Source organism: Mesorhizobium sp. M1D.F.Ca.ET.043.01.1.1 (genome assembly GCF_003952385.1).
Classification (GTDB): Bacteria; Pseudomonadota; Alphaproteobacteria; order Rhizobiales; family Rhizobiaceae; genus Mesorhizobium.
On record NZ_CP034444.1, the window covers coordinates 2377282 to 2400175 of the forward strand.

Here is a 22894-nt window from a genome sequence, read left to right on the forward strand (position 1 = left end):
CGTGCTTCCATGCTATGCATTAGCGAAGCTTGAATTGGTAATTTGGAGAGGGACTTACATGAAGCGTGGTGCAAGATTTCTGGCTTCGGCCACGGCTCTGCTCTTGGCCGGATCGACGGGCTTTGCCGCCGACATCATCGGCGAGCCGGCGGTGAACTATTGCCGCACCGTCGGCACCTCCGACCTGGTGCTGACCGACAATATGGTCGAGCTCAAGGACAAGGTGGTGAAGCTGATGGACGACTCCATCTCCGTCGCCAACAGCCCGGAATGGATCAACTCGTCGCGCCCCGCCTTCGTCTGGGCATCGGAAGCCAAGGTCGCCTGCGGCAAGGCCTATGGCTACCTCAAGACGAACTACAAGGACGAGGACTATCTGAACAAGTGCGAGTGCTTCCACGACCGCATGGTCGAGTACATGCACTGAGCCGACGGGCGAACGCCGACCGGCTGCGATGATGGCCATGAGAGCCTGGGCGGAGGCGGCCGCCTCCGCGCGCCCGGCGCTGGATGCCACGCATGCCGGCGCGGCGCGGCTTTTCCGACGCGAGTGTTCGCGAGCCTTGGGGCAGTTCATCGTTTCACGGAAACGCCGAACTGCTATAACTGTTTGTTTTGACGCAATTCCGGACGGAAAACCGCTGCGCACTTTTCCTGGAATTGCTATTGGTTCTTGCGCAATTCCGGACGGAAAACCGCTGCGCACTTTTCCTGGAATTGCTATTTGTTCCTGCGCAATTCCGGACGGAAAACCGCTGCGCACTTTTCCTGGAATTGCTGTGGCGCTCGCATTTGCCGTTGTCGCGGCGGCCTCCGGCTGCCAGTCGAAGAACGGCGCATCGGAGGTGCTGGATCCTTCGGCGATCGCCGCGCCGGCAAACCAGGCCGCGAACCCCGCCGCGGCGCCCGCGCAGCTGACCGCAAGTTCGGCAGCCACCGCCCCCAAGGGAAACCTGACGCTCGGCACCGGCTCGACGAAGATAGCGATGCTGCTGCCGCTCTCGGCCCCGGGGAGCGCGGGCGAGAACGGCCGAAAGATGTATGACGCGGCGCGGCTGGCGATGAGCGATCTCGGCGACAAGCTGGTTACGCTGACGATCGAGGACACGCGCGGCGACAGCGGCTACGCCAAGGACCTGGCGGTGAAGGCGATCACCTCGGGCGGCGTGAAGATCGTCATCGGGCCGGCCGAGCTCGCGGCGGCGCAACAGCTTGCCAAGCTCTCCGGCACGCAGCGGCCGCCGGTGCTGGCGTTGGCCGACAATTTCGCCGGCGGCCCGGGCGTCTATTCAGTGCGGCTGAGCGAGGCCGACAGCGCGGCCGCGGGCGCGGCCGCCGTCGCCAGCAAGGGCGCCAAGAAATTCGTTCTCATGATGCCGGCAGGGGCGAGCGGCGGCGCCATCGAGGCCAGGGTGAGCAACGCGCTCAGCATCTATGGCGCGACGCTCGCCGTGACGCTCCCCTATTCGGCGTCGGACGGCGCGAAGGCGGTGTCCGACATGGGCTCGCTGGTCGAGGCGCCCGACGCCGTCGTCGTCGCCAGCGGCGACGGCAACCCGACACCCGTGCTCGCGGCGCTGAAGGCGAAAGGCATTCCGGGCAAGGCGGTGAGCCTGATCGGCACCGACCGCTGGCTCGAGCGCCCGATCGATCCGCTCTATGAGGGCGCCTATATAGCGACGCTCGACCAGAGCGAGACCGGGCCGATCGCCGACCGTTTCAAGGCGACCTACAACTATCAGCCCGACGTCAACGTCGCCTACGCCTATGACATGGTGGCGCTGACGGCCGGCATAGCGAGCTCGGTCGGCCCGAACGGTTTCTCCAAACAGGTGTTGGAGAATACGAGCGGGTTCCGCGGCTCGACCGGGCTGTTCCGCTTCCGCGCCGACGGCTCGAGCCAAAGATCGATGCCGTTTTTTAAGGTGGAAAAGGGTAGACTGAAGCTGGTGGAGAAACAGACCTCGGGGTTTTGACTTTACTGGGGTGGTGGGTCGTTGGATTTTCTTAGAAAGCTTCTCATTTTGGCTGTTGTCGGCGCGGTCGGGGCCGGTGCCGTCACGCTCATCGAACGGCTGATGTTCGAGACGCCGCGACCAACCGTCTCCGGCGAACCGCCACCCCTGCCCGTCATCAAGAAAAAGCCGGTGCGGCGATGGAAATGGCGCCTGACATAGCCGCGGAACGATCGCGGCTCTCAGCCTCCGCGAAGCTCGCAACGAAGCCAGGGGGGAAGAGTGGACGTCTCTGAGGCGGTTCCGGCGAAGCACTTTCGCATCACAACCACTGGCGTGGCGGCCCTCTGCCTCATGTACGTAGCCGCGGCCATTGTAGTGGCGCCGGGAACGTATTTCGCGATGCTGACCGAATACACATTGAGGAAATATTCGCTTGCCATCCCTCTTTTCACACTGTTCGGGATGGCCGGCGCGGCAATCGTCTCTCGGCCGTCTTCACCTTTGACTTTCACGGTGGAGAAGCTGCGCCACCGTGGCAAAGGCGCGTTGATAGTGGTTGGCATTTTCGTTCTTTGCGCCGCCGCGTTCTCCACAATCAAGCACGTCACACCACTCTACGTTCCTTTTTTTGCAGACCCTTTTTTGGCCCGGCTGGACGCTGCGATTCATGCGGGCGATCCATGGAGGCTGACGCATGCGGTTTTTCCCCCACAGTTGGAGCCCGGTCTGTTTATACTCTATGGGCCGGTCTGGTTCATCCAGATGGTCGGCATGGTTCTCGTGGCGGCCTTCACCAATGATGGCGCATATCGAGCTCGGTACTTTTTCTCATTGCTTCTCGTTGCTGTCATTCTCGGAAGCGTGATCAGGATTATCGGGTCTTCGGCCGGGCCGATCTTCTTTGAACGAATCGTCGGCAGCGATCGCTTTGATGAACTAATGTTCGTTCTTGCCGCGACCCCATCCGGCAAAGCGATGATTGCCACGTCGGACTATCTGTACACGTCTTACGCTCATCATCGCACTGTCTTCGGGACAGGCATAGCGGCGATGCCAAGCCTCCATGTGGCCGTGGCCTTGCTCAACGCTTTGTTTCTTTCGCGGTTCGGGCGAATAACCGGGTATTGGGGTTGGTTCTACTTTTCCGCGATTATGTTTGGCTCCGTATATTTCGGCTGGCACTATGCCATTGACGGCTACCTCTCGATCGTCGTGACCCTTTTGATATGGCGCTACAGCGGGCGCATCGGGGACGCCGCGACCCGAGCCCGTCGAGATTGGCCCCTTCAGCCGAGATCGAAATCAGATCTCGCGTAACCTCCCGCAGCCATCCCCGGATCTTTTGAAAGCCGCGCCAGGACCCAGATGACCGGCGTCGCCAGCATGGATGCGTAGCCGTCGACGGCATAGTGCCAAGCCAAATGCACGGCGCCCAATTGGATGGCGATCAGGAAGATCACGCCGGCCCAGCGCAGCACCCTGCCAAATCGCCACAGATAGATCGCGTTGAGCGTGGCCACTGCAACATGGAGCGAGGGGAAGGCGGATATACCGCTGCCCAGGCGCGGCCCGTCGAGGGCGGCGTTGGCAAGAAGAACCCCCTGCGCGTGCAGAGCCCACACGGGATAGACCGTGTTTGTCGCCTGAAGATATTTCATAAGTGGGGAGAACGTGTCATCGCCGTAGAAAGGTGTGATGAAGGCAGGTCCGACCGAAGCAAAGATGGTCGCTGCGGCGTTCCCCAGAAGCACCCAGGTCAGCACAAACGCCACCAGATATTGCGACCGAAGACGCTTATCGCCCGTCGAGAAGGTGACGCAAAACAGCACGATGAGCATCACCACGAACCAAAGATTGTAGAGAAAGTTCAGGGCAAAGGTCAGCAGCCCGGCTCCGAGGAGAGGGTGCAGTATCTTCCAGGCGTCCTGGCCGCCATGGATCATCCTGTCGACGGCGATAATTGCCGAGTCGGCATAGAAGGGTACTATCCTGCTGAGGCCGCCCTTCATGCTGGTGAAAAGGGAAAAGAAGACAGGCAGGATCAAGGCAACCGGCAAACCTATGATGAGCCGATTGGGCAAGTCGTTTTCCAACAAGCGACGAACCAGACAAGGAAGCAGTCGCTCGGGCCGCTCAAGCATGACCCGCGTCGCAACGATGGCAAAGAGGATGCATGTAACTCCGCCCCCGAAGAGCAAGAATGGCTCGCTGTAGATCCGGGGATCGAGCGGAATTTGCCAATAGGCCGCAGCAAGGGCGACCGCCACCGCATAAGCCGCCACCGTCACGAAGAACGGCCGATTGGCGTGCCAGACCTGCGAACAGACATGTGCAAGGCCGACCATCGGCATCTTCGGAGTTCGTGAGAAGAGCTTGGCGATCATCAAGCCTCTGTGCGCGGGCAGCTTCTCGACAGCCAACCGGCGGCGGCCCAGATGGCGGATGTTCCAAGGATTGAGACATATCCATCGACAGCATAATGCCAGCCGAGATGCACCGATCCCAGTTGGATGGCGATTAGAAACACGATGCTGCCCCACCGCAGCACGCGGCCAAAACGCCAGAGATAGATCGCGTTCAAAGTCGCGGTGGCGACATGAACCGAGGGAAACGCCGAAATGCCGCTGCCCAGGCGTGGGCCATCGAGTCCGGCATTGGTCAGCAGATAGCCCTGCGTATTCAGCGCCGAAACGGGATAGGTGATATCGGTCGCCTTAAGGTAGTCCATCAGGGGAGAAAACGTATCGTCGCCGTAGAAGGGCATGACGAATGCCGGTCCGACTGAAGCGAAGGCCGCCGCCAAAACGTTGCCTAGCAACACCCAGGTGAGGACGAACGCGACCAAAAACTGGGAACGCAGCCGCTCGTTCCTGGTGGAAAAAACGACACAAAACAAAACGATGAAAACCTCGGCGAACCAGAGATTGTAGAGAACGTTCAACGAGAAAGTAACGGGGCCAAAGCCAAGGATAGGATGAAAGAATCTCCAGGCATCGATCCCGCCATGAATTGCCCTGTCGATCGCGGTCAGGGGCGCGTCGGCATAGAATGGTTGAATCTTGCTGATGCCTCCCTTCATGCTGGTGAACATCGAGAAAAAGATCGGCAGGACGAGCGCAACCGGCAATCCGACTGTAATTCGGTCCGCCAGCCTGTTGGAAAGCATAAGATCCTTGATAGCGCGCAACGGTTGCACTGGCCGCTCAAAAATCAACCGGGCGGAAACCACGACAACAAGTATCAGGGTTACTACAGACCCAAAAAACAGGAAGTTTTTGTTGTACAGTTTTACGTCAATGACAATTTTCCAATGCGCCGCAGCGATCAGCGCGATAAGAATAAAGGCAACTACTGTCAGGAAGAATGGTTGATTGGCGCGCCACGTCGCCGAACTGCTGCGAACCGCCAGCCTCGCTATTGACATCGAAGGACCCCCCGGACCTAAACGCCAGAGCGTTTCACCGTTTCATGGAAACGGCGAAACGCTCTATCTCTTTGTTTTTACGCAATTCCGGACGGAAAACCGTTACACACTTTTCCTGGAATTGCTCTAGTTAAGCTGTTGCAGTACCCCCGAGCTGCTGGCCAGCATCAGACCGCCGTAGATCTGGAACAGGATTGCGCAGATCGCAGCAGCCGAGATCGGCACGCCGAACGGCACGACACCTTTCCTGTCCATGTGCTGAACGTAGAGGCGGAACGCGCCCGCCGGCAGCAGAAATGGGTTCTTGACCAATGCCGCGGTTGCCAGCGCGAAGATCAGCAGGAAAATCGTGAATACGACAAGGCCGTTTCCGCCAATCAGAAGCGGCACGGCCGCCATCAGCTTCACGTCGCCGGCGCCGAGCTTGCGCAGGACCCAAAATGGAAACAGCGCCACGAACAGCAGGAGGCAGCCGATCGCGCTCAGGCCCATGTCCCACCATGATCCGGTCTGCACGGACACGAGCTGAAGCGAACCGAGACCGAGGCATATCAGCAGCAGCACGTCACGGTTGGCAATCTTCTGCGTCGTGAAATCGGTCCAGGCGATCTTGCCGAGGAGCGGGATGGCCAGCGCCCTGAGCAACAGCGACGCGGCAACCAAAAGGCTCATGACCGCTCTATGTTCTCCACGCTGGACGACAGCAGCTTCAGATTGTTGGCCACCGTCGGATCGTTGGGCGCGAGTTCATAGGCCTTGAGGAAATTCGTTCGCGCTTCCTGCAGCTTGCCGCGCAGCAGGTACGAGTAACCCAGGTTGTTGTAATATTCCGGCGTCGCGCCGAGCAGGCGATAGGCCCGGCCATAGGCCATGTCGGCCAGATCGAAGCGCCGGATGCGGTCGCAGGAGGCGGCAAGGCCGAGCCAGGCGACGCCGTCATTGGGCGCCAGCCGCGTGGCCTTGTAGAACAAGGCGCCGGCGTTGCCGTAGTTCTCGGAACGGAATTGCGTCTTGGCCTCGGTGACCGCCTGGTCGGAGGCATAATAATCGACGTCGCTGACCGTCTTCAGCCCGTCGAAGGCGTCGCCGAAAGCCGTGTAGTCGCCCTTCGCTGGCTCATTGGTGCGCACGACACCGGTGCTGTCGGTCGACTGGCAACCGGCGAGCAGGACCAGCAGCACGCTGGCTGTGGCGGCGAGGCGCTTCGGCCTTGTCATCTTGTGCCCCAAGGAGCCCTCCGACTCAGTTTTAGAACCTAATCATATGACGGGTCAGAAGAAAATGCCCTTCATGCGAATGATGACCGGTAGCATAATCACCATCATCACCACAGGGAAAATGCAAAGTCCCAGTGGAATCATCATTTTGACGGGCAAGGAATTGGCGCGCTCTTCCGCCTGGAGAATGCGCTGGTCGCGCATCTCGGCGCTGTAGACACGCAAAGCGTCCGTCAGGCTGGTGCCGAGCTCTTCCGATTGCCGGAAGAGTATCGCCAGGGCCTTTGCCTCCTCCAAGCCGATTCGATCTGCCAACTCGCGCAGCGCCTCGCGCAATGGTTTGCCGGCGCGCAACTGCAGATTCATGATCGAGAGCTGGATGCCAAGCCATTTGTGGGTACCGGCGAGTTCGTGGCTGACCCGCTCGACCGCCGCCTCCAGGCTCATGCCCGCATCGGCGCAGGTGATCATCATGTCCATGAAATCGGGAAAGGCGCGACGATAGATCTGCTTCTGGGTGTTCTCGAAACGATCCAGCATGATGCTCGGTATGACGACGCAAGCCAGTCCGAGCAGCGCGGAGCCTGCCAGGGCAACGAACCCGGGCAGTCGCGGGGGCAGCACCCAGGACAGGAGCGCATACATGAGCACAAAGCCCGCGCACACACAGGCGAGGCGGCTAAGCGTGTAAATCAAAGGCGCGCTCTTCTGATAGAAACCGGCGCGGAACAGCTTCGCCTCGAGCGCGTCCGGCTGCATGTGTTCCTTTTCAACCGCCCTGAAGTAGGCGTCGATCGGCTTCTGCGCCGCGAGCCTGGCGCGCTGATCCCGGCCGAGAATGGATCGCGGGTCGACCGAGCCCTCGCCCAAAAGGCTGTCCGAAACGAGCTTCCGGGTCTGCATTGCAGGCATGAAAACCAGCGCCGCGAACAGGAACAAAGCCACCGCCGTCGCGAAAACGGCAAGGGAGACCAGAAGGGTCAGGTCGTTGATGTTCGAAAGCAGGCTCATGGTCACTCCTAGAAGTCGAAATTGACCATGCGATACATGATGTAATCGCCAAGCAACGCCCACCCGCCGAAGACGGTGAACACCGGAAAGATGACCGGACTGTGCCAAATCTTTCCGTAATACGACGGTGCAATGACTTGCAATATCAGGAACATTGCAAGCGGGAACAGCGAGATGACCCATGCGGAGACTCGCCCCTCCGCCGAGAGCGCCCTGATCTTCATGCGCAGTTTTTGCCGTTCGCGAAGCACTGACGAAAGATTGGCGAGGATCTCGGTGAGGTTGCCGCCGGTTTTCGATTGGATCGACAGAGAAACCGTCAGCAAGTGCAGCCCCTCGAAACCCACGCGCTCCGACAGCTTTCTTACGGCCTGCTCCATGCTGAGCCCGAAGGTGATCTCGTCGGCGACGATGCCGAATTCCGTTCCGAGCGGGTCCGGCATTTCACGAGCGACGAGACCTATGGCAACGGAGGCCGGGTGCCCGGCTCGCAACGAACGAACAATCATGTCCAGGGCATCGGGGAGCTGCTTGGCGAACTTCTGGATTCGCTTGCCGCGGGCGCGCCGCAGGAGCAGAAGCGGCAGGACGAAACCGACGACCAGGAAGACGAAAAGCGCTCCAAGCTCGGAAAGGCCGATGAGGAACCAGAGCAGCAAAGCCAAAGCGAGGCCCGCGAGGAGAAAGCTGGCAGCGAAAGTCAGCGGGTTCCCGGTGATTCCCGACTGGGTATAGAGCCTGTTCAGCCAGACAAGGCCGAAGACAAAGTCTCCGGAGTCGGTCAGGCCGCGTTCACGCAACAGGCTTTGCAGCGTCTTTTCCGCCGGCGCCTCATCAGCCAGGCGGCGAAGCCTGTGATTGACGGCGGCGAAACGTGAGCGGCGACCGGCGAGCGAAAGATAGAAGGCTTCGCCGGCCAGGATGACGGAAGCCGCCGCAACGGCGTAGATAAAATAGATAAGCGCCTGTCCAGTCAGCATTACAAGGCAACCTGCGGGTTGAACACATCCTTGCCGAAGTGGAGACCAAGCGTGGCGGCCTCGGAGGCGAAGCGCGGGCGAACCCCGGTCGCCCGAAACTCCCCTACGATCGATCCGTCGGCGGCCACCTCGCGTCTGACAAAGTGATAGATTTCCTGCAGCTGGACGACATTGCCTTCCATGCCCGTCAGTTCCGAGATGGAAACCACACGCCGGCCGCCGTCGGAAAGGCGTTGCGTCTGCACGATGATGTCGATGGCGGAGGCGATCTGAGCGCGGATGGACTCATGGGTCATCGGCATGCCGGCCATGCCGACCATCTGCTCCAGGCGCGATATGGCATCGCGCGGCGTGTTGGCGTGGATCGTCGTCATCGAGCCTTCATGGCCGGTGTTCATGGCCTGCAGCATGTCGAAGGCCTCCTCGCCGCGCACCTCGCCGACGATGATGCGATCCGGCCGCATGCGCAGCGCGTTCTTGACCAATTCGCGCTGGCGAACCTCGCCCTTGCCCTCGACGTTGGGCGGACGCGTCTCCAGGCGGCCGACATGCGGCTGCTGCAATTGCAGTTCCGCGGCATCCTCGATGGTGACCAGGCGCTCCTTGGCCGGGATATAGCTCGACAACGCGTTGAGCAGCGTCGTCTTGCCGCTGCCGGTGCCGCCCGAGACCAGGATCGATTTGCGCGCCTGCACGGCAATCCGCAGCATGTCGATCATCGGCTGGCGGATCGAGTTGAATGCCATCAGGCGTTCGAGCGAATACGGATTTTTGGAGAATTTTCGGATCGACACCAGCGGACCATCGACCGAGATCGGCCGCACCGCGATGTTGACGCGCGAGCCGTCGTCGAGGCGAGCGTCGACCATCGGCGACGATTCATCGACGCGCCGGCCGATGTTCGATACGATCTTGTTGATGACGCGCAGAAGATGCGGCTCGTCGCGAAAACGGATCGAGGTTTCCTCGATGACGCCGCGGCGCTCGATGAAGACGCGCTCATGCGTGTTTATCATTATGTCGGTGATCGAGTCGTCCTTGAGCAGCGGCTCGATCGGACCCAGGCCCAGCATCTCGTCCGCCGTATCGCTGGTCAATTGATCGAGTTCGCGCGCATTGAGCGGCACATTCCGCCCACGCACGAATTCGCGCACGATCGGCCGGATCTCGTTGAGGATCTCGTCCTTCGTGGCATTCTCGAGAGCGGCCAGGTTGAAGCGGTCGATAAGATGGCGATGCAGCTCGACCTTGAGCGTCAGGAAATCGTCACCCTGCGGTTCGGCTTCCGCGGCAGGGGCAACTGCCGGTCCATTTGCTGCTGTGACGACTGCAGTCGGCGACGGCAAGCGCTGCTCTCCCGACCCTTTTATGAAGCGACCCAACATGGCGCTGAACCCCCTGCCAATTTCCCCCGCAGCGAAACTAAGCGTTAACCACAAGGGGCACAAGCGGCGTAGAGGACACAGTGGAAGTATTACTTGCGACATAGTTAAGAAAAGCGCATTCAAGAAATCGTTTTATTTTTGCCTCGCCCCCATCCCGCCGACCAAAGTCTTAGGACCTTTGTCGCCTCAACACTACCTATCCGGGTAAGTTGCCAGATATAATGATTTATGCATTGTCACTAATGTGGCGGAAGCTTCGACCGAACGAGGCAGAATTGTGAACGAATGGTTAAGATCGCTTGAAAAACCAAACGAATCAAGCTCTTGTGAAAAATGAGAAACTTTCAGATCGAGTATTGAAAGGTTAACGGACTGTTAATCCGTTTGACTCGGCTTTTTTGCGGGACAAGGATTGCACGTGACGGGGGATGCTTGGGTATGGGGTTCATTCCTTGGCTCTGTCTCGTCGGGTTCAAACCTCCAAAGGGAGAAATTGGCATGAAAAAGCTCATGACGATGACCCGGCAGTTCCGCGACGATGAAAACGGCGCTGCTATGGTCGAATATTCGATCCTGATCGGCATCATCGCCGTCGCGGCGATCGGGTTCATCATCGGCATCGGGGGCTGGGTGACGGGCCGCTTCTCGGGCCTGTGCAGCGCCATGGACAATTCGGGCATCGGCTCCTGCGCCAGCGGTTCGGGTTCTTGATCGTTTGAAGAAATCAGGCCCGGGTTGTCCAAATCCGGGCCTGAATACAATCGCTGCGGGGCGTATCCCGCTTTATTGGCTCGGGGCTTGGGGTTATGCGCGCCAACACGCTTATCATGATCGTTCTTGCCGGCATATTCGGTGTGCTGGCGGTCGTCCTTGTGAATATTTGGCTGGCGGGCCAGCGCAATGCGCTGGCGCAGTCCAATTCCGTGCAAACAGGCAGCATCGTGGTCGCGGCAATGCCGCTGAAATTCGGCGACACTCTGAGCGCCGACAAGCTGCGCGAAATCGCCTGGCCGGCCGGGGCGGTGCCGGCGGGAGCCTTCAAGACAGTGAAAGAGACCCTGGCCGGCAACGGCACGCGTCAGGCCCTGCAGCCGATCAGCGTCAACGAACCGGTTTTGGCCAGCAAGATCACCGGCGCCGGACAGCGCGCCACCCTCTCGGCAGTGCTCGCCGAAGGCATGAAGGCCGTTTCGATTCGCGTGAACGACGTGCTGGGCGTTGCGGGGTTCGTCTTCCCTGGCGATCGGGTGGATATTCTCCTGACCCGCAGCGTGCGCAGCGACGAAGGTGCCGACAAGAGCTTCGTCGACGTGCTGCTGCAAAGCGTGAAAGTTCTTGCCGTCGACCAGGTCGCCGACGAGAGCAAGGAAAATCCGCAAGTGGTGAAAGCGGTCACTGTCGAAGTGAGCACCAAGGATGCGCAGAAGCTCACTCTGGCCGCCGGCGCCGGCCAGCTGTCGCTGGCGCTGCGTCAGGCCGCGGGCAACAAAGGCGAAACGACCGAGCGGGTAACGCTCGCCGACCTCACCGGCGACACGTTGGCCGATGTCGCGAGACGCCAGGCGGAGCTCGACAGGCAGAAGGCCGCGGACGCCGCGGCCGCCGAAGAGCGCAAGCGCGCCAACGAGAAGATTGATGGCTTGGCCCATGCCGTAGAACGGGTCGGAAGCCAGATAGATCAATTGAGCAAGGTGAAGCCCACTGTGGCACCCGCACCACAACCTCAAGAAGTTGTAAAGGAAGTGGTCAAATATGTGCAGCCGGAACCGCCAGCCCGGGCTACAATCGGTGTGTTTCGCGGCGTGAAGCTCGAAACATACGAGGTGCCGCGACAAAAGTAACGTTGGCACATTAGGATGGGTGGATTCCGAATCAGCCAACGGGGGGTAAGCGTAGATGCGTAAGTTCTGGGGACCACTTACGGCAGTTGCTCTGGCCTTGTCCTGTGCGTTGGCGTTGAGTTCCGCGGTTCACGCAGCTGACCGCTTCATCGATGTGTCGAGCCCGTCGCTGCACCGCGTGTTCGTGCCGATTTCCCAATCCGCAACGATCCAGGTCAACGCCACGCTGGGCGATATCGTCGTCGGTGACGAAAAGATCGCCGATGCCCAGCCAATGACCGACAAGACGCTCTACATCATCGGCAAGAGCGTCGGCACCACCACGGTCAACCTGTTTTCCGAGGACAAGCGCTCGCTGGGCGCCATCCAGATCGAGGTTGGCCAGGACGTCAGCGACATGGCGGCCGCGATCCGCCAGGTGGCGCCGAGGGCCCGCATCGAAATCGGCTCGATCAACGGCAAGATCCGACTGAGCGGCCATGTCAAGGACGCCGCGACGCTGGCATCGATCGTGGAGGTGACGCAGCAATACGGTCCCGACGCCATCATCAATGCGGTCACCATCGATGACAGTGAACAGGTCAATTTGTCGGTGCGCATCCTGGAGGCCAAACGCAATGCCGACCGCGATCTCGGCGTGTCATTCAGGAGCACAAATGGGAGCGGTACGACGCGGACGGGCACCGGCATCGCGGCTGTCGACAAGGACGGTGTAGTGCTCGGCCCCGGAGATCTGGTCACCGGGCTTTTATCGAACACGAATCCCTTCGGCGCGCTGATTACCAGAGTCATCGACAGCAACATCAAGGTTGACTTGATCATCGAGGCGCTGGAGTCGAAAGGCGTCGTGCGTACGCTGGCCGAACCAAACCTCACCACGGCTTCTGGTGAAACCGCGAGTTTCAACGCCGGTGGCGAGGTGCCAATCCGCTCCGTCCTCAATGACGCGGTGAGAATCGAATTCAAGCAGTTCGGCGTCAATCTGAACTTCACGCCGATCGTGCTCGATGACGGCAAGATCCATATGAAGCTGGCGCCGGAAGTCAGCGACCTGACCGGCTTCACCCCTGCCGGCGATCCGATCTTCACCAATCGCAAGCTGCAGACCACGGTCGACCTGCGCGACGGCCAGAGCTTCGCGGTGGGCGGCTTGCTCTCCAGCAAGAACACCAGGCTGCAGGAACAGGTGCCCTGGCTCGGACAGGTGCCGATCATCGGCGCGCTGTTCCACAATTCGAGCACGCAGAAGGAAGAGACCGAACTGGTGGTCATCGTCACGCCGCATATCGTGCGGCCGGTGAAGCCCGGCCAGCAGTTGGCGACGCCCTTCGACAAGACGAAGCCCGCCAACGATCCCGAGCTTTTCCTGCTTGGCCAGCTCGAAGTCAGCAAGGACATGATCCGGAAGTATGAGCACGGCGACGGCGTCACCGGCCCCTACGGCCACATGCTGGATGTGAAATCGAAGGACAAGCTGGTCTATGTCAAGAAATAAGCTCCTGCTCGTCCTTCTCGGTTCCAGCCTGCTCGCGGGCTGCGCGGCGGACTATCTGCACAATTACGACACGATGACCCTGGCGTCGGGCGATACGCAGAAAGCCAACGAGCTGCTGCAGACGGTCGATCCGTACAACCCGGCTTCCAACAACACCAAGATCGAAGGCAACGGGGCGCGGTCCGTTGGAGTCGTTCAGAGATACAAGTTCCCGCCGGCGCCGGCGCCAACGACAAACATGACGGTGAATGTCGGCCCAGCCGGCGCGCAGTGAACTAAGCAGAAGGATGCGTGCGTCGGGCGAGCGGGGACGCCTGGTACGAATGGAACAGAGAGTAAGGTCATGTTGGGGACCATTCGTGAATTCTGGAACGATCAACGCGGCATAGCGATGATCCTCGTGGCCATCATGCTGCCGGTGCTCGTCGGCTTTGCATTGGTGACTATCGACATGAGCCGGGCCACCGGACTGCACAACGACCTGCAGAAAGGTATCGACGCTCTGTCGCTTGCTGCAGCGGCCGAACTTGACGGCAGATCGGACAGCATCATCAGGGCCGATCGGGCTGTCACCAATCTCATCGCCAACAGGACGCTGTTTTCGACATCAGGCGACCACCAACTCGCCCTCACCGATGTAACGGTAACTTACCTGACGGGAATACCGGCCAGCGACAACACGCGACTAAGCGCCGCCGGTGTCGATTCGAACGGCGTGAACTGGGCCAGCACGGATCCAAAGGCTGTGTCATTCGCGGAAGTGACGGTGAACCCTTCAGGCCTGGCTGATGGCGCGGGTGCCTTCGCGACGATTTTTCCGGCCAATTTCCTGGGCGCCAGCGACACGATGGACATTGATCCGCAGGCGGTGGCCGGATTCACCCAGGATATCTGCGAGACCGTGCCGGTCTTCATGTGCAACCCGTTCGAGACGACGACGCCGGCGACCAGCAAGACGATCCAGCAAGCCTTCACGACAGGCGACACCTATAGTCGCGAGTTCCACATCTTGCAGACCAGCAACGATCCAGGCCCTGGCAATTTCGGCCTGCTCGACAATAATTTGCAGTCGCTACGAGACGCCATCGCCATGGGTACGGCCGGCACCTGCTACAATCGAGATGCGCTCACCACGAAGACCGGCGTGACCTTGGGCCAGGTAAATACTGGGTTGAATACCCGGTTCGACATCTACAGCGCATCGCTCAATAAGCAGAACAAGAACTGGGACTATCGCCCCGCGAGCAACGTCCGCAAGGGGCAGAAAAAGAATACCTGCAACAAGTACGATCCAGTGACGGACAATTCGGCGCTGCCTCTCCCTCCCGGAGTCTGGGATGCCGGCAACATTGCCTATTCGCAGAAGATTACCAGCACATCGACTTTTTATCAGCAGTATTGGAACATCAACCACAACGGCGCTTCCGTTCCGAACATCCCCAGCACCAGCTACCCGACCGGAGATACAACTCAACCCGCATCTCGATACGATACCTATCGCTATGAGATCAACAACAGTAAAGTTGCCGACCAATCGAACAATCCGACCAATGAAGTCGGCACGCCGCAGTGCTTCAACAACGGTAAGTCGCCGTATCCGACGTCCGACCCGGATCGCCGTTTGATAAATTTGGCTGTCGTCGATTGTCTTGCGAACGCCAACGGCATCCGTGGCCACACATCGATAAAGGCGGACGGATATGCAAGCATCTTTCTGATCACCCCGATCCAGAAGGAAAACGCTAGTAGTAGCGATGAGGGCACGGGCGCCGAGAAGCCGATCAGCTTCGAGATCGTCGATGTCGACGGCCCGCTGGGAAACGGCTCGCTCGACAAAGCTCTCCGAAACGAAGCGCAGCTTTACCGGTGAGCCTCGTGACCAAGATCAACCACTTCATTCAACGGTTCCGGTGCGACGAGGACGGCACAGCCCTGGTCGAAATGGCGATCGTCGCACCGTTCGTGCTTCTGCTGTCAGCCGGCGTATTCGAGTTCTCCAATATGTTGAACACACGTCTGCTGCTTGAGGCCGGCGTCGAGGATGCGGCTCGCTATATGGCGCGCTGCAGCGGCGATTGGGACACTTGCAAGGGGCTGGCACAAAATCTTGCGGCTAACGGGGCGGTAGATGGCACCAGCGCCAGGGTGACCGGATGGCTTCCCGCGCAAGTCATAATCACCAAGACATCCACTGCGGCGGTCGATACGACCACCACACCCCCTACCGAGATCTATCTCAGCAGCAAGAGCACCGTCGATGTGGTGACGGTCAGCACCGCATATAACTATCCTGACGTCGGTTTTTGGTCCTATCTTGGCTTTGGTGACCTCACTCTGAGCGTCGCCCATCAGGAGCGTGTCTTCGGATGGTGACGCCGCGCAACTCGTTTTGGAGAAGCCAGTCCGGGGCGGCGATGATCGAAGCGGCTATCGCAATGCCGTTGCTGTTGACCCTGCTGCTTGGCTTCGTCGACTTTGGCTACGCTTTCTATCAATGGAACGCGGCGAACAAAGCGGTGCAGGCCGGTGCCAGGCTGGCGCAAATTTCCGCTCCCGTTCCTAGCGGCCTCTCACTCGAGACCTTGACGCAAAGCGATACAACCAAAGTCGGCACTGCGGTTGCGCTAAACACGTATAATTACATCTGCACCGCCAATACTGCCGGGGTTGCTTCTTGCACCTGCGGAACAGGTGCAACATGCAAAAACCTCAACGTGAGCCAGGCCGCCTTCGACCTGATCTTCAGCGGCAGCACCACCCGTGCTGGTATGCAGACTTTCCTGCCAATGCTGAAGAAGTCCGAGGTTCAGATTCAGTATCAGGCTTCCGGGCTGGGCTATTGGACACGCCCAGGCGGTCCGGTGCCGACCATCACCGTCAGCATCGTCAACCATCAATTCCAGTTCTTCTTCCTGGGCGGTCTGCTCGGGTTCGGCAATATGTCCATGCCTTCCATGCTGAGTACAGTAACGGGTGAAGATTTAAAGAGTACATGGCCATGAACGCCATCGACACCAGAGTTCTCCCAACCAAACGCAAGCAGGTCGCGCTGTTTTCGTCCGATCCGAATTTCCGGCACGACGTGACCACCCGGCTCGACGCGCTGGCGATCTACGATGTCAGGGTTTCGGAGGCGGTCGAGTTCCTGAAAGGGCCGCCAGTAGACACACGACCCGGCATCATCATCCTCGATCTCGCCGATGGCGAGTTGCTCGGCAATGCGGGCATCGTCGAGGCGCGCTCGGCCTGGGCTTCTGTGCCGCTGATCGCGGTCTCGGGCGAACTGACGTCTGAAAAGACGCGCGTGCTGGTGCGCATGAACGCGTCGGACTGGCTGCACAAGCCGCTCGATGCCAAGGAGCTGCTCAACGCCGTCACCTTCCACGACACCGGCAATCAGGGAACGAAAAGCCGCATCGTCACCTTCATTGCCGCCAGCGGCGGCGCCGGCGCGACCACGCTGGCGATCTCGGCGGCGGAGCACCTCGCCTCGAAATCGGCCGAGCGGGCGGCCTCGACCTGCCTCGTCGACCTCGACTTCCAGAGCGCCAATTGCGGCGCCTATCTCAACCAGTTCAACCAGTTCGACCTGGCCGGCATCATCGGCCAGCCGGAGCGGCTCGATGTCGAGATGATGGACGTCATCAAGCTGTCGCGGCCGTCCGGCCTCACGCTCTACTCCTTCGAGCGGCCGCAATTGCCGTTCGAGCCGCATGGCGCCGATTTCGTCTTCCGCCTGCTCGACCTCGTCGCCTACCGCTTCGACGACATCGTCATCGACCTGCCCAACATCGAGACGCCGTGGCACGAGTCGGTGCTGCGCACGAGCGACGAGATCTTCATCGTCTTCGAGCTCAACGTCGCCTCGCTTCGGCAAGGCAAGCGGCTCTACAAGAAGATCCGCGAACTGCGCGGCAACGGCGTCTCGATCACGCTGGTCGCCAACAAGCACAAGCGCAAATGGTTCGGCAACCACTTCTCGCGCAGCGAGCTGGAGAAGATCTTCAAGGCGCCGCACATCAAGTCGCTGGCGCTCGACAACGCGCTGCTGGCCGACGCGCTGAACCGCGCTATACTGCCTTCCGAGGTGGATGGGCGGGCCCGCTTCAACAAGGACCTGAAGCGCATGTTCAAGGAGCGGCTGGACAGTGCCCAGCGCTAGAGCAATTCCCGGAAAAGTGCGCAGTGGTTGGGCTCGGCGACTTCGCCGTAGCCTTCCGTCCGGAATTGCGGCAAAGCAAATGCGCCGCACCGCCACGCACCTTGCGGCCGCTTGCCTGATCGGCATTGCGTCGATGTCGGCCTGCGGTTTCGCGCAAGCCGGATCGGGGCTGCCGCCGCTTCCCGCCATGGGCCCCAGCCTGCGCAAGACGGTCGCCTTCCGGACCGACGAGCAGCCGGGAACGATCATCATCCGCAGACAAGAGAAGGCGCTCTACCTGGTCACCAACAAGGCCCAGGCGCTGCGCTACCAGATCAGCGTCGGCCGCGACGGCTTCGGCTGGACCGGCACGGTCAGGATAGCGGCAAAGTCCGAATGGCCGGAATGGCGACCGCCCAGGGAGATGCGCGCCCGCCAGCCGGAACTGCCGGCGATGGTGCCCGCCGGCCCCTACAATCCGCTCGGCGCCAGGGCGCTCTATCTCGCGCGCGACGGCCGCGACACGCTCTATCGCATCCATGGCACCAACGATCCCAAGGGCGTCGGCTTCGACGGCACGTCCGGATGCTTCAGACTGACGAATACCGATGTGATCGATCTCTTCAAGCGCGTCGCGGTGGGCGCAAAGGTGGTGGTTGAATGACGATGATCAGCGAGCCGGAAATTCCGGCAATCGAACTCGGCGAACGGGAAAAAGCCCCTGGCAGGCCAAACCGGGCGATGACCATCGGCGTCGTCGCCGCCGGCGCGGCGCTCGTCACCTTCGTCAACGTCACCGCCGCAATCTATCTCTATCGCGGCGTCAACGACCTTCGGGCATTGGAGGCGCGGCTGGACCAGCTCGGCCAGTTCGAGCAGCGGATCGGCGCCCGCATCGATACCGTCAACAATGGCTTCCAGAGCCGGTTCGAGACGCTGGACCGGCAGTTGCAGGCGAGCTTCGGCCGGATCAACGGCAATGTCGCCCGGCTGGAGCAGGGACAGCCTGCAGCTGCCGACACCGAGACGCCGCGCGCGCCGGAGCCCGGTTTCGCCGGCACGACCGTGGCGGAGGCGTCGGCAGTAGAAATCCCTGCAGAGCCGGACTCCGTCGACGCCTCGCCGACGTTCAAGCGGAAGGCCGCGCCGCCCGGACCCAATCCGTCCTATCAGCGCATCCAGCAGGCCGACGGCAAGGTCTACTACAAGAAGATCAACTGACGCGGCGCCGCGCAATAATTGAAGGTGCGCGGTTCTGGGACAACGACATGCATCAAAACCAGGGCTTGAAGCGCGTCGCCCGAATCCGCTTCGTCGCGACGCGTTTTTATAGGTCGCGCTGCAGCGCCAGGATGCGGCCGGCGCGGGCGTCGGCGCGTTGCCTCGCCTCGCGCAGGAAGGCGACATGGCAATAGACGCAGGCGGCAAGGCCGAGGCACAGCACCAGGCTGTTCTTCAGGCTGAAGTCGATCATCAGCGAGAATTGAAAGCCCCGCTCCGCGGTGAACGACGCGATCGTGCTCGCCGTCTCCGAATGGCTGCCGGCCGCGATCATCAGACCGGCAAACAGCAGGGCGACATGGTTGGCGAGGAAAAAGCCGGCGGATCTTTTGGCCTGGCAGGCCATCCAGCAGGCAGCCGATGCGACGAGGATGATAGCTGTGTCGAGCGCGATCGACCCGCCCAGATAGAAATTCACCTGTTGCCAGAACATCGTCGAATAAGGGCGCAGTTCGAGCCAGGCTTGCCACATGGCGGGGCTCGCCGGATAGAATCCGAGCAGGAACGTCGCAATGCGTTCCGCCGCCAGCAGGAACAGCATGAGGGCCGGAAAGGCAAACATCAGTATCGGCTTGCGCGTCATGTCATCCCCTCGACATCCGATGCTCGACTGTAAGCCGCATTGGTTGCGCGAGACTTAACGCAACGCCTTGCTTTTCAAGCAATGTCGCCCGCCAAAGCGCGCCGGGCTGGATCCAGTCGTCGCGCTTTACGTTTTGTTTGCTGCATGTCGTTGCCCCGGAACCGCTGCACACTTCTGGGCGACATATGTATGATCCGGTGAAACGACGAGGCGCGCTTTGGGCGAGGTGAATTCGACCGGCCGGCTTGCCACGACGCTCGGCGGCCTCGGGCTGGTCGCCGGCGCGCTGCTGATTGCCGCGTCCGGCCGCTGGCTGCCCGACGAACTCCCCTCGTATCCGCCGGCGCGGGAGGCGGCCGAAGCACCGCCCGCCCCTCGCATCGCCGTTCATGACGCGCGGCCGGGCCAGGCGGCGCGCAGGATCGCCGAGGACCTCATCGCGCCGCCGCCGCTCGACGCGGCGGGGGTCCAGCGCATCGAGCCCCGGCCTCCGCTCGGCGACCTCGGTCTCGCCTCGCCGCCGAAGACGCCGATGCCGCAGGACTGGCGCGAGACGCTGCTTTATCGCCCGGTCGCCACCTCGTCGGCGATCTTCGAAGCCATGGGCCGCCGGGTCGTCATCAGCGGGACCATCGATATCGATCCCGACAAGACCTGCTCGTTCGGCGATGCCGTCTGGCCCTGCGGGCAGCGCGCCCGCGCCGCCTTCAACGCCTGGCTGCGCGGGCGGGCGCTGAAATGCGTCCTGCCGCCCGATGTCGACCGCTTCGCCGTCGCCGCGCCCTGCATGCTCGGCAGGCAGGATGTCGGCGCCTGGCTGGTCGCCAACGGCTGGGCCATGGCTTCACCATCGGGCATCTACGGCAAGGCCGAGTCTGTCGCCAAGGGTGCCGAGATGGGCATTTTCGGCCCAGCGCAATAGGCATCCGGAAAAAGCCGGTTACGGCTTTCCGTCCGGGAATTGCGTAAAAACGGAATGGTTTGAAACGCTCGGCGATCGTACCAAACGCCGACCTGTTTCAGCGACCGAATCAGGCGATCGAAGCCAGAACCAGGCCGCGGCCGCCAGCGAGCGCAGCCTGCCCACGGAGAAAGATGCCGATTTCCTTCAAATTGTAGGCCTCGCTGAAACGGAAATCGTAACACACCGCCTTTAAGCCAATGTGTCCAACGGGAGATTGGCCAGTGAGCAAAAAAACGCAGACCGCGCCGGCAGGAGCCTGGAAGCAGGTCGTCTTGCTGTCCCTGCTGGGCACTGCCGGGTGCGTAGGCCTGTCGCTCGGCCTGAACTATCTGCTCCTGCTCAGCGACGTGCTGACGCCGTTCGGCCGCAGCGTCGTCACGGCCACCCTTCTGCCCATCATCATCGGTTTGCCGCTTTTTGCCCTGCTCGGCTGGAGACAGGTCGAGATCCGCCGCTACCGGCAGGAACTCACCCGGTCCGGCACCTACGATCCCCTGACCGGCTGCCTCAACGGGGCGGTGTTCACGTCGATGGTCGACAGGCGGGCGGCACGGCCTTCCGGCCCGCGTTCAGGCGCCTTCCTCGTCATCCACCCGGAACATCTTGCATCGATCAACCTGCGCTTCGGCCTCGGCTGGGGCGACGAGGCCCTGCGTCTCATCGCCTCGGCTATCCGATCCTCGGTGCGCAAGGACGATCTGATCGGCCGGCTCGGAAACTCGATGTTCGGCGTTTTCCTGCCCGGCGCGACGAAGCAGGACGCCAAGGAGATCGGCGAACGCGTTCGAGAAGCAGTCGGACAGATCTATTTCGCGCCGAAAGGCGACAAGGACGTGCTTACCATCCGCGTCGGCGGCGTTGTCTTCGAGCACGAACTGGCGTTCGAGGACATGTTCCGGTCGGCGGAGGAACTTCTGCTGGACGCCCAGGACGAAGCCGACCTGGCGTTGTCGCATATCAGCAACTGAACCCGCGGGCGGACCCCAACGACCTCAGATGCCGCCCATGCAGAGATATTTCATCTCAAGATAGTCCTCGAGACCGTGGCGGGAACCCTCCCGCCCAATGCCCGACTGCTTGATCCCGCCGAAAGGCGCTGCTTCCGAGGACATGCGTCCGGTGTTGATGCCGACCATGCCGTATTCCAAGGCCTCCGCTACACGCCAGACGCGCTTCAGGTTGGAGGCATAGAAATAGGCGGCAAGGCCGTAGATCGTGTCGTTGGCCTCACGCACGACCTGATCCGCATCCTCGAAGCGGATGACCGGAGCCAACGGCCCGAATGTCTCCTCCTGCGCCACCGTCATGGCGCTGGAGATATCGGTAAGGACCGTCGGCTGAAAAAACGTGCCGTCCGCGCCGATCCTGCCTCCGCCGCAGCGGATCGCGCCGCCCTTTGCCACCGCGTCGGCGATGTGGGATTCTATCTTGGCCAGTGCATGCCTGTCGATCAGCGGGCCGATCGCGACGCCGGGATCGAAACCGTCGCCGACCTGAAGCTCGCGAACGCGTTCGACGAATTTCTTAACGAACTCGTCGTGAACGCCCGATTGGACGTAGAGGCGGTTGGCCGAAACGCAGGTCTGGCCGGCATTGCGGAACTTCGCCTGGATCGCCCCGTCGACGGCGGCATCGATGTCGGCGTCGTCAAAGACGATGAATGGCGCGTTGCCGCCAAGCTCGAGGCTGACCTTCTTGATCTGGTCCGAACACTGGCGCATGAGCAGGCGCCCGACCTCGGTCGATCCGGTAAAGCTGATCTTGCGCACTTTGGGATTGTGGCAGAGCTCACGCCCCACCGCGGCGCCTTCGGAGGCGTAGACGAGGTTCACGACACCGTCGGGAAAACCGGCCTCGGCGGCGAGCGCGAACATGGCGCCCGCGACAAGCGGCGTCTGCTCGGCGGGTTTCAGCACGATGGCGCAGCCCGCGGCCAGCGCCGGCGAGATCTTGCGCGCCACCATCGATGCGGGGAAATTCCACGGTGTGATGGTGCCGACGACGCCGATCGGCTGCTTGATCACCAGCATGCGCCGGTCGGTCGACGGCGCCGAGATCGTCTCGCCATAGATACGATTGGCCTCCTCGGCGTACCATTGCAGATAAGCGGCGGCATGGGAGACCTCGGACTTGGCCTCGGCGAGCGGCTTGCCCATCTCCGCGGTGAGGATCGCGGCCAGGTCGTCAGTGTGGTCGACGATGAGCTGATGCCATTGCCACAGCATCTCGCTGCGCTCCCGGGCGGTCAGCGCGGCCCATTCGGCCTGGGCGACATAGGCCTTATCGATCGCCGCGCGCGTCTCCTCGACGCCCATGTCGGGAAGTTCCGCCAAGAGTTCGCCGGTCGATGGATTGAAGACCTGGAACGTGCGCCCGCCGGCCGGCGCGCCAAGCATCGACACGCGATCGATCGCGCCAAACAGGCCGGGGAATTTCAGATGGCGGATCATCGGCAGGCACAGGGGCAATACCGGTTTCCTCCTCGAGCACGTTGAAGCGTATCAATGGAGCCGAGGTCTATTCCGCGTACCGGTGCGATCATAGGGCCTGGAAAGGACGACGGTAGACCCACCTTGGGCAGTTGTCGTCCTCGAGATGGGTCGACTTGGCCAAC

General features: G+C 61.2%; 25 protein-coding genes. 16 read left to right on the forward strand and 9 right to left on the reverse strand.

Going from position 1 to position 22894, the window contains the following annotated elements; genetic code table 11:
* Nucleotides 1–58: 58 nt before the first annotated feature.
* The 4 genes from EJ067_RS11630 to EJ067_RS11640 all read left to right on the forward strand — a co-directional run bounded on the left by EJ067_RS11630 (nucleotide 59) and on the right by EJ067_RS11640 (nucleotide 3275).
* Nucleotides 59–427, forward strand: a complete 369-nt coding sequence (locus EJ067_RS11630; protein ID WP_126085827.1) for a hypothetical protein — start codon at nucleotides 59–61, stop codon at nucleotides 425–427.
* A gap of 352 nt (nucleotides 428–779) precedes the next feature.
* Nucleotides 780–1976 (forward strand): penicillin-binding protein activator, encoded by a 1197-nt coding sequence (locus EJ067_RS11635; RefSeq protein WP_348639526.1) that lies wholly within the window; start codon nucleotides 780–782, stop codon nucleotides 1974–1976.
* Between the two features lie 48 nt (nucleotides 1977–2024).
* A complete protein-coding gene (locus EJ067_RS34555; RefSeq protein ID WP_189510545.1) occupies nucleotides 2025–2177 on the forward strand; it encodes a hypothetical protein in 153 nt (50 codons plus the stop codon).
* Nucleotides 2178–2237: 60 nt separating this feature from the next.
* The gene (locus EJ067_RS11640) at nucleotides 2238–3275 is read left to right on the forward strand and encodes a phosphatase PAP2 family protein (RefSeq protein ID WP_126085828.1); all 1038 of its coding nucleotides are present in this window, start codon (nucleotides 2238–2240) and stop codon (nucleotides 3273–3275) included.
* On the opposite strand, the gene EJ067_RS11645 is transcribed toward EJ067_RS11640, so the two are convergent.
* From EJ067_RS11645 to EJ067_RS11680, 7 genes are all read right to left on the reverse strand, one after another.
* Nucleotides 3245–4342, reverse strand: a complete 1098-nt coding sequence (locus EJ067_RS11645; protein WP_126085829.1) for a phosphatase PAP2 family protein — start codon at nucleotides 4340–4342, stop codon at nucleotides 3245–3247. The two genes, EJ067_RS11640 and EJ067_RS11645, sit on opposite strands and share 31 nt — an antisense overlap.
* A complete protein-coding gene (locus EJ067_RS11650; RefSeq protein WP_126085830.1) occupies nucleotides 4342–5382 on the reverse strand; it encodes a phosphatase PAP2 family protein in 1041 nt (346 codons plus the stop codon). Before EJ067_RS11650 ends, EJ067_RS11645 begins: the two co-directional genes overlap by 1 nt.
* A gap of 126 nt (nucleotides 5383–5508) precedes the next feature.
* Nucleotides 5509–6054 (reverse strand): prepilin peptidase, encoded by a 546-nt coding sequence (locus EJ067_RS11660; RefSeq protein ID WP_126085832.1) that lies wholly within the window; start codon nucleotides 6052–6054, stop codon nucleotides 5509–5511.
* Nucleotides 6051–6599: a tetratricopeptide repeat protein gene (locus EJ067_RS11665; protein ID WP_126085833.1), complete on the reverse strand. Its 549-nt coding sequence runs from the start codon at nucleotides 6597–6599 to the stop codon at nucleotides 6051–6053. Before EJ067_RS11665 ends, EJ067_RS11660 begins: the two co-directional genes overlap by 4 nt.
* 54 nt (nucleotides 6600–6653) lie before the next feature.
* Complete coding sequence (locus tag EJ067_RS11670; protein ID WP_189510735.1) at nucleotides 6654–7610, reverse strand: type II secretion system F family protein; 957 nt, start codon at nucleotides 7608–7610, stop codon at nucleotides 6654–6656.
* A gap of 8 nt (nucleotides 7611–7618) precedes the next feature.
* Nucleotides 7619–8590 carry a type II secretion system F family protein gene (locus EJ067_RS11675; RefSeq protein ID WP_126085834.1) on the reverse strand — a complete coding sequence of 324 codons (972 nt, stop codon included), beginning with the start codon at nucleotides 8588–8590 and terminating at the stop codon, nucleotides 7619–7621.
* Nucleotides 8590–9975 (reverse strand): CpaF family protein, encoded by a 1386-nt coding sequence (locus tag EJ067_RS11680; RefSeq protein ID WP_126085835.1) that lies wholly within the window; start codon nucleotides 9973–9975, stop codon nucleotides 8590–8592. Before EJ067_RS11680 ends, EJ067_RS11675 begins: the two co-directional genes overlap by 1 nt.
* Before the next feature lie 498 nt (nucleotides 9976–10473).
* Here EJ067_RS11680 and EJ067_RS11685 point away from each other — a divergent pair, with 498 nt between their 5' ends.
* The 10 genes from EJ067_RS11685 to EJ067_RS11730 all read left to right on the forward strand — a co-directional run bounded on the left by EJ067_RS11685 (nucleotide 10474) and on the right by EJ067_RS11730 (nucleotide 18673).
* Complete coding sequence (locus tag EJ067_RS11685) at nucleotides 10474–10686, forward strand: Flp family type IVb pilin (protein ID WP_126085836.1); 213 nt, start codon at nucleotides 10474–10476, stop codon at nucleotides 10684–10686.
* Between the two features lie 95 nt (nucleotides 10687–10781).
* Complete coding sequence (cpaB, locus tag EJ067_RS11690) at nucleotides 10782–11816, forward strand: Flp pilus assembly protein CpaB (protein WP_126085837.1); 1035 nt, start codon at nucleotides 10782–10784, stop codon at nucleotides 11814–11816.
* 55 nt (nucleotides 11817–11871) lie between these two features.
* The gene (locus EJ067_RS11695; RefSeq protein ID WP_126085838.1) at nucleotides 11872–13311 is read left to right on the forward strand and encodes a type II and III secretion system protein family protein; all 1440 of its coding nucleotides are present in this window, start codon (nucleotides 11872–11874) and stop codon (nucleotides 13309–13311) included.
* Nucleotides 13298–13585, forward strand: a complete 288-nt coding sequence (locus tag EJ067_RS11700; RefSeq protein ID WP_126085839.1) for a hypothetical protein — start codon at nucleotides 13298–13300, stop codon at nucleotides 13583–13585. Before EJ067_RS11695 ends, EJ067_RS11700 begins: the two co-directional genes overlap by 14 nt.
* Before the next feature lie 69 nt (nucleotides 13586–13654).
* Nucleotides 13655–15181 (forward strand): pilus assembly protein TadG-related protein, encoded by a 1527-nt coding sequence (locus EJ067_RS11705; protein ID WP_126085840.1) that lies wholly within the window; start codon nucleotides 13655–13657, stop codon nucleotides 15179–15181.
* A gap of 5 nt (nucleotides 15182–15186) precedes the next feature.
* A complete protein-coding gene (locus EJ067_RS11710) occupies nucleotides 15187–15684 on the forward strand; it encodes a TadE/TadG family type IV pilus assembly protein (protein ID WP_126085841.1) in 498 nt (165 codons plus the stop codon).
* Entirely contained in the window at nucleotides 15678–16313 is a 636-nt protein-coding gene (locus tag EJ067_RS11715; RefSeq protein WP_126085842.1) for a TadE/TadG family type IV pilus assembly protein, read from the forward strand. Before EJ067_RS11710 ends, EJ067_RS11715 begins: the two co-directional genes overlap by 7 nt.
* Nucleotides 16310–17473 (forward strand): AAA family ATPase, encoded by a 1164-nt coding sequence (locus EJ067_RS11720; protein ID WP_126085843.1) that lies wholly within the window; start codon nucleotides 16310–16312, stop codon nucleotides 17471–17473. Before EJ067_RS11715 ends, EJ067_RS11720 begins: the two co-directional genes overlap by 4 nt.
* 79 nt (nucleotides 17474–17552) lie before the next feature.
* Nucleotides 17553–18116 (forward strand): L,D-transpeptidase, encoded by a 564-nt coding sequence (locus EJ067_RS11725; protein WP_126085844.1) that lies wholly within the window; start codon nucleotides 17553–17555, stop codon nucleotides 18114–18116.
* Complete coding sequence (locus EJ067_RS11730; RefSeq protein WP_126085845.1) at nucleotides 18113–18673, forward strand: hypothetical protein; 561 nt, start codon at nucleotides 18113–18115, stop codon at nucleotides 18671–18673. Before EJ067_RS11725 ends, EJ067_RS11730 begins: the two co-directional genes overlap by 4 nt.
* Before the next feature lie 106 nt (nucleotides 18674–18779).
* On the opposite strand, the gene EJ067_RS11735 is transcribed toward EJ067_RS11730, so the two are convergent.
* Nucleotides 18780–19316, reverse strand: a complete 537-nt coding sequence (locus EJ067_RS11735) for a hypothetical protein (RefSeq protein ID WP_126085846.1) — start codon at nucleotides 19314–19316, stop codon at nucleotides 18780–18782.
* Nucleotides 19317–19542: 226 nt separating this feature from the next.
* Between EJ067_RS11735 and EJ067_RS11740 the strand changes: the two genes are divergently transcribed.
* On the forward strand, nucleotides 19543–20238 hold the full coding sequence (locus EJ067_RS11740) for a thermonuclease family protein (RefSeq protein WP_126089584.1): 696 nt from the start codon (nucleotides 19543–19545) through the stop codon (nucleotides 20236–20238).
* Between the two features lie 263 nt (nucleotides 20239–20501).
* A complete protein-coding gene (locus EJ067_RS11745; protein ID WP_245468245.1) occupies nucleotides 20502–21248 on the forward strand; it encodes a GGDEF domain-containing protein in 747 nt (248 codons plus the stop codon).
* Between the two features lie 24 nt (nucleotides 21249–21272).
* Here the strand turns inward: EJ067_RS11745 and EJ067_RS11750 are convergent, their stop codons facing one another.
* On the reverse strand, nucleotides 21273–22676 hold the full coding sequence (locus EJ067_RS11750; protein WP_245468297.1) for an NAD-dependent succinate-semialdehyde dehydrogenase: 1404 nt from the start codon (nucleotides 22674–22676) through the stop codon (nucleotides 21273–21275).
* Nucleotides 22677–22894: the final 218 nt, after the last annotated feature.

Bases quoted from the DNA above. Each gene is read 5' to 3' on its own strand.
- EJ067_RS11645 (WP_126085829.1), bottom strand. From the start codon at position 4,342: ATGATCGCCAAGCTCTTCTCACGAACTCCGAAGATGCCGATGGTCGGC.
- EJ067_RS11750 (WP_245468297.1), bottom strand. From the start codon at position 22,676: ATGCTTGGCGCGCCGGCCGGCGGGCGCACGTTCCAGGTCTTCAATCCA.
- EJ067_RS11665 (WP_126085833.1), bottom strand. From the start codon at position 6,599: ATGACAAGGCCGAAGCGCCTCGCCGCCACAGCCAGCGTGCTGCTGGTC.
- EJ067_RS11735 (WP_126085846.1), bottom strand. From the start codon at position 19,316: ATGACGCGCAAGCCGATACTGATGTTTGCCTTTCCGGCCCTCATGCTG.
- EJ067_RS11705 (WP_126085840.1), top strand. From the start codon at position 13,655: ATGTTGGGGACCATTCGTGAATTCTGGAACGATCAACGCGGCATAGCG.
- EJ067_RS11680 (WP_126085835.1), bottom strand. From the start codon at position 9,975: ATGTTGGGTCGCTTCATAAAAGGGTCGGGAGAGCAGCGCTTGCCGTCG.
- EJ067_RS11695 (WP_126085838.1), top strand. From the start codon at position 11,872: ATGCGTAAGTTCTGGGGACCACTTACGGCAGTTGCTCTGGCCTTGTCC.
- EJ067_RS11630 (WP_126085827.1), top strand. From the start codon at position 59: ATGAAGCGTGGTGCAAGATTTCTGGCTTCGGCCACGGCTCTGCTCTTG.
- EJ067_RS11700 (WP_126085839.1), top strand. From the start codon at position 13,298: ATGTCAAGAAATAAGCTCCTGCTCGTCCTTCTCGGTTCCAGCCTGCTC.
- EJ067_RS11685 (WP_126085836.1), top strand. From the start codon at position 10,474: ATGAAAAAGCTCATGACGATGACCCGGCAGTTCCGCGACGATGAAAAC.
- EJ067_RS11715 (WP_126085842.1), top strand. From the start codon at position 15,678: ATGGTGACGCCGCGCAACTCGTTTTGGAGAAGCCAGTCCGGGGCGGCG.
- EJ067_RS11720 (WP_126085843.1), top strand. From the start codon at position 16,310: ATGAACGCCATCGACACCAGAGTTCTCCCAACCAAACGCAAGCAGGTC.
- EJ067_RS11725 (WP_126085844.1), top strand. From the start codon at position 17,553: ATGCGCCGCACCGCCACGCACCTTGCGGCCGCTTGCCTGATCGGCATT.
- EJ067_RS11650 (WP_126085830.1), bottom strand. From the start codon at position 5,382: ATGTCAATAGCGAGGCTGGCGGTTCGCAGCAGTTCGGCGACGTGGCGC.
- EJ067_RS11730 (WP_126085845.1), top strand. From the start codon at position 18,113: ATGACGATGATCAGCGAGCCGGAAATTCCGGCAATCGAACTCGGCGAA.
- EJ067_RS11670 (WP_189510735.1), bottom strand. From the start codon at position 7,610: ATGAGCCTGCTTTCGAACATCAACGACCTGACCCTTCTGGTCTCCCTT.
- cpaB (WP_126085837.1), top strand. From the start codon at position 10,782: ATGCGCGCCAACACGCTTATCATGATCGTTCTTGCCGGCATATTCGGT.
- EJ067_RS11660 (WP_126085832.1), bottom strand. From the start codon at position 6,054: ATGAGCCTTTTGGTTGCCGCGTCGCTGTTGCTCAGGGCGCTGGCCATC.
- EJ067_RS11675 (WP_126085834.1), bottom strand. From the start codon at position 8,590: ATGCTGACTGGACAGGCGCTTATCTATTTTATCTACGCCGTTGCGGCG.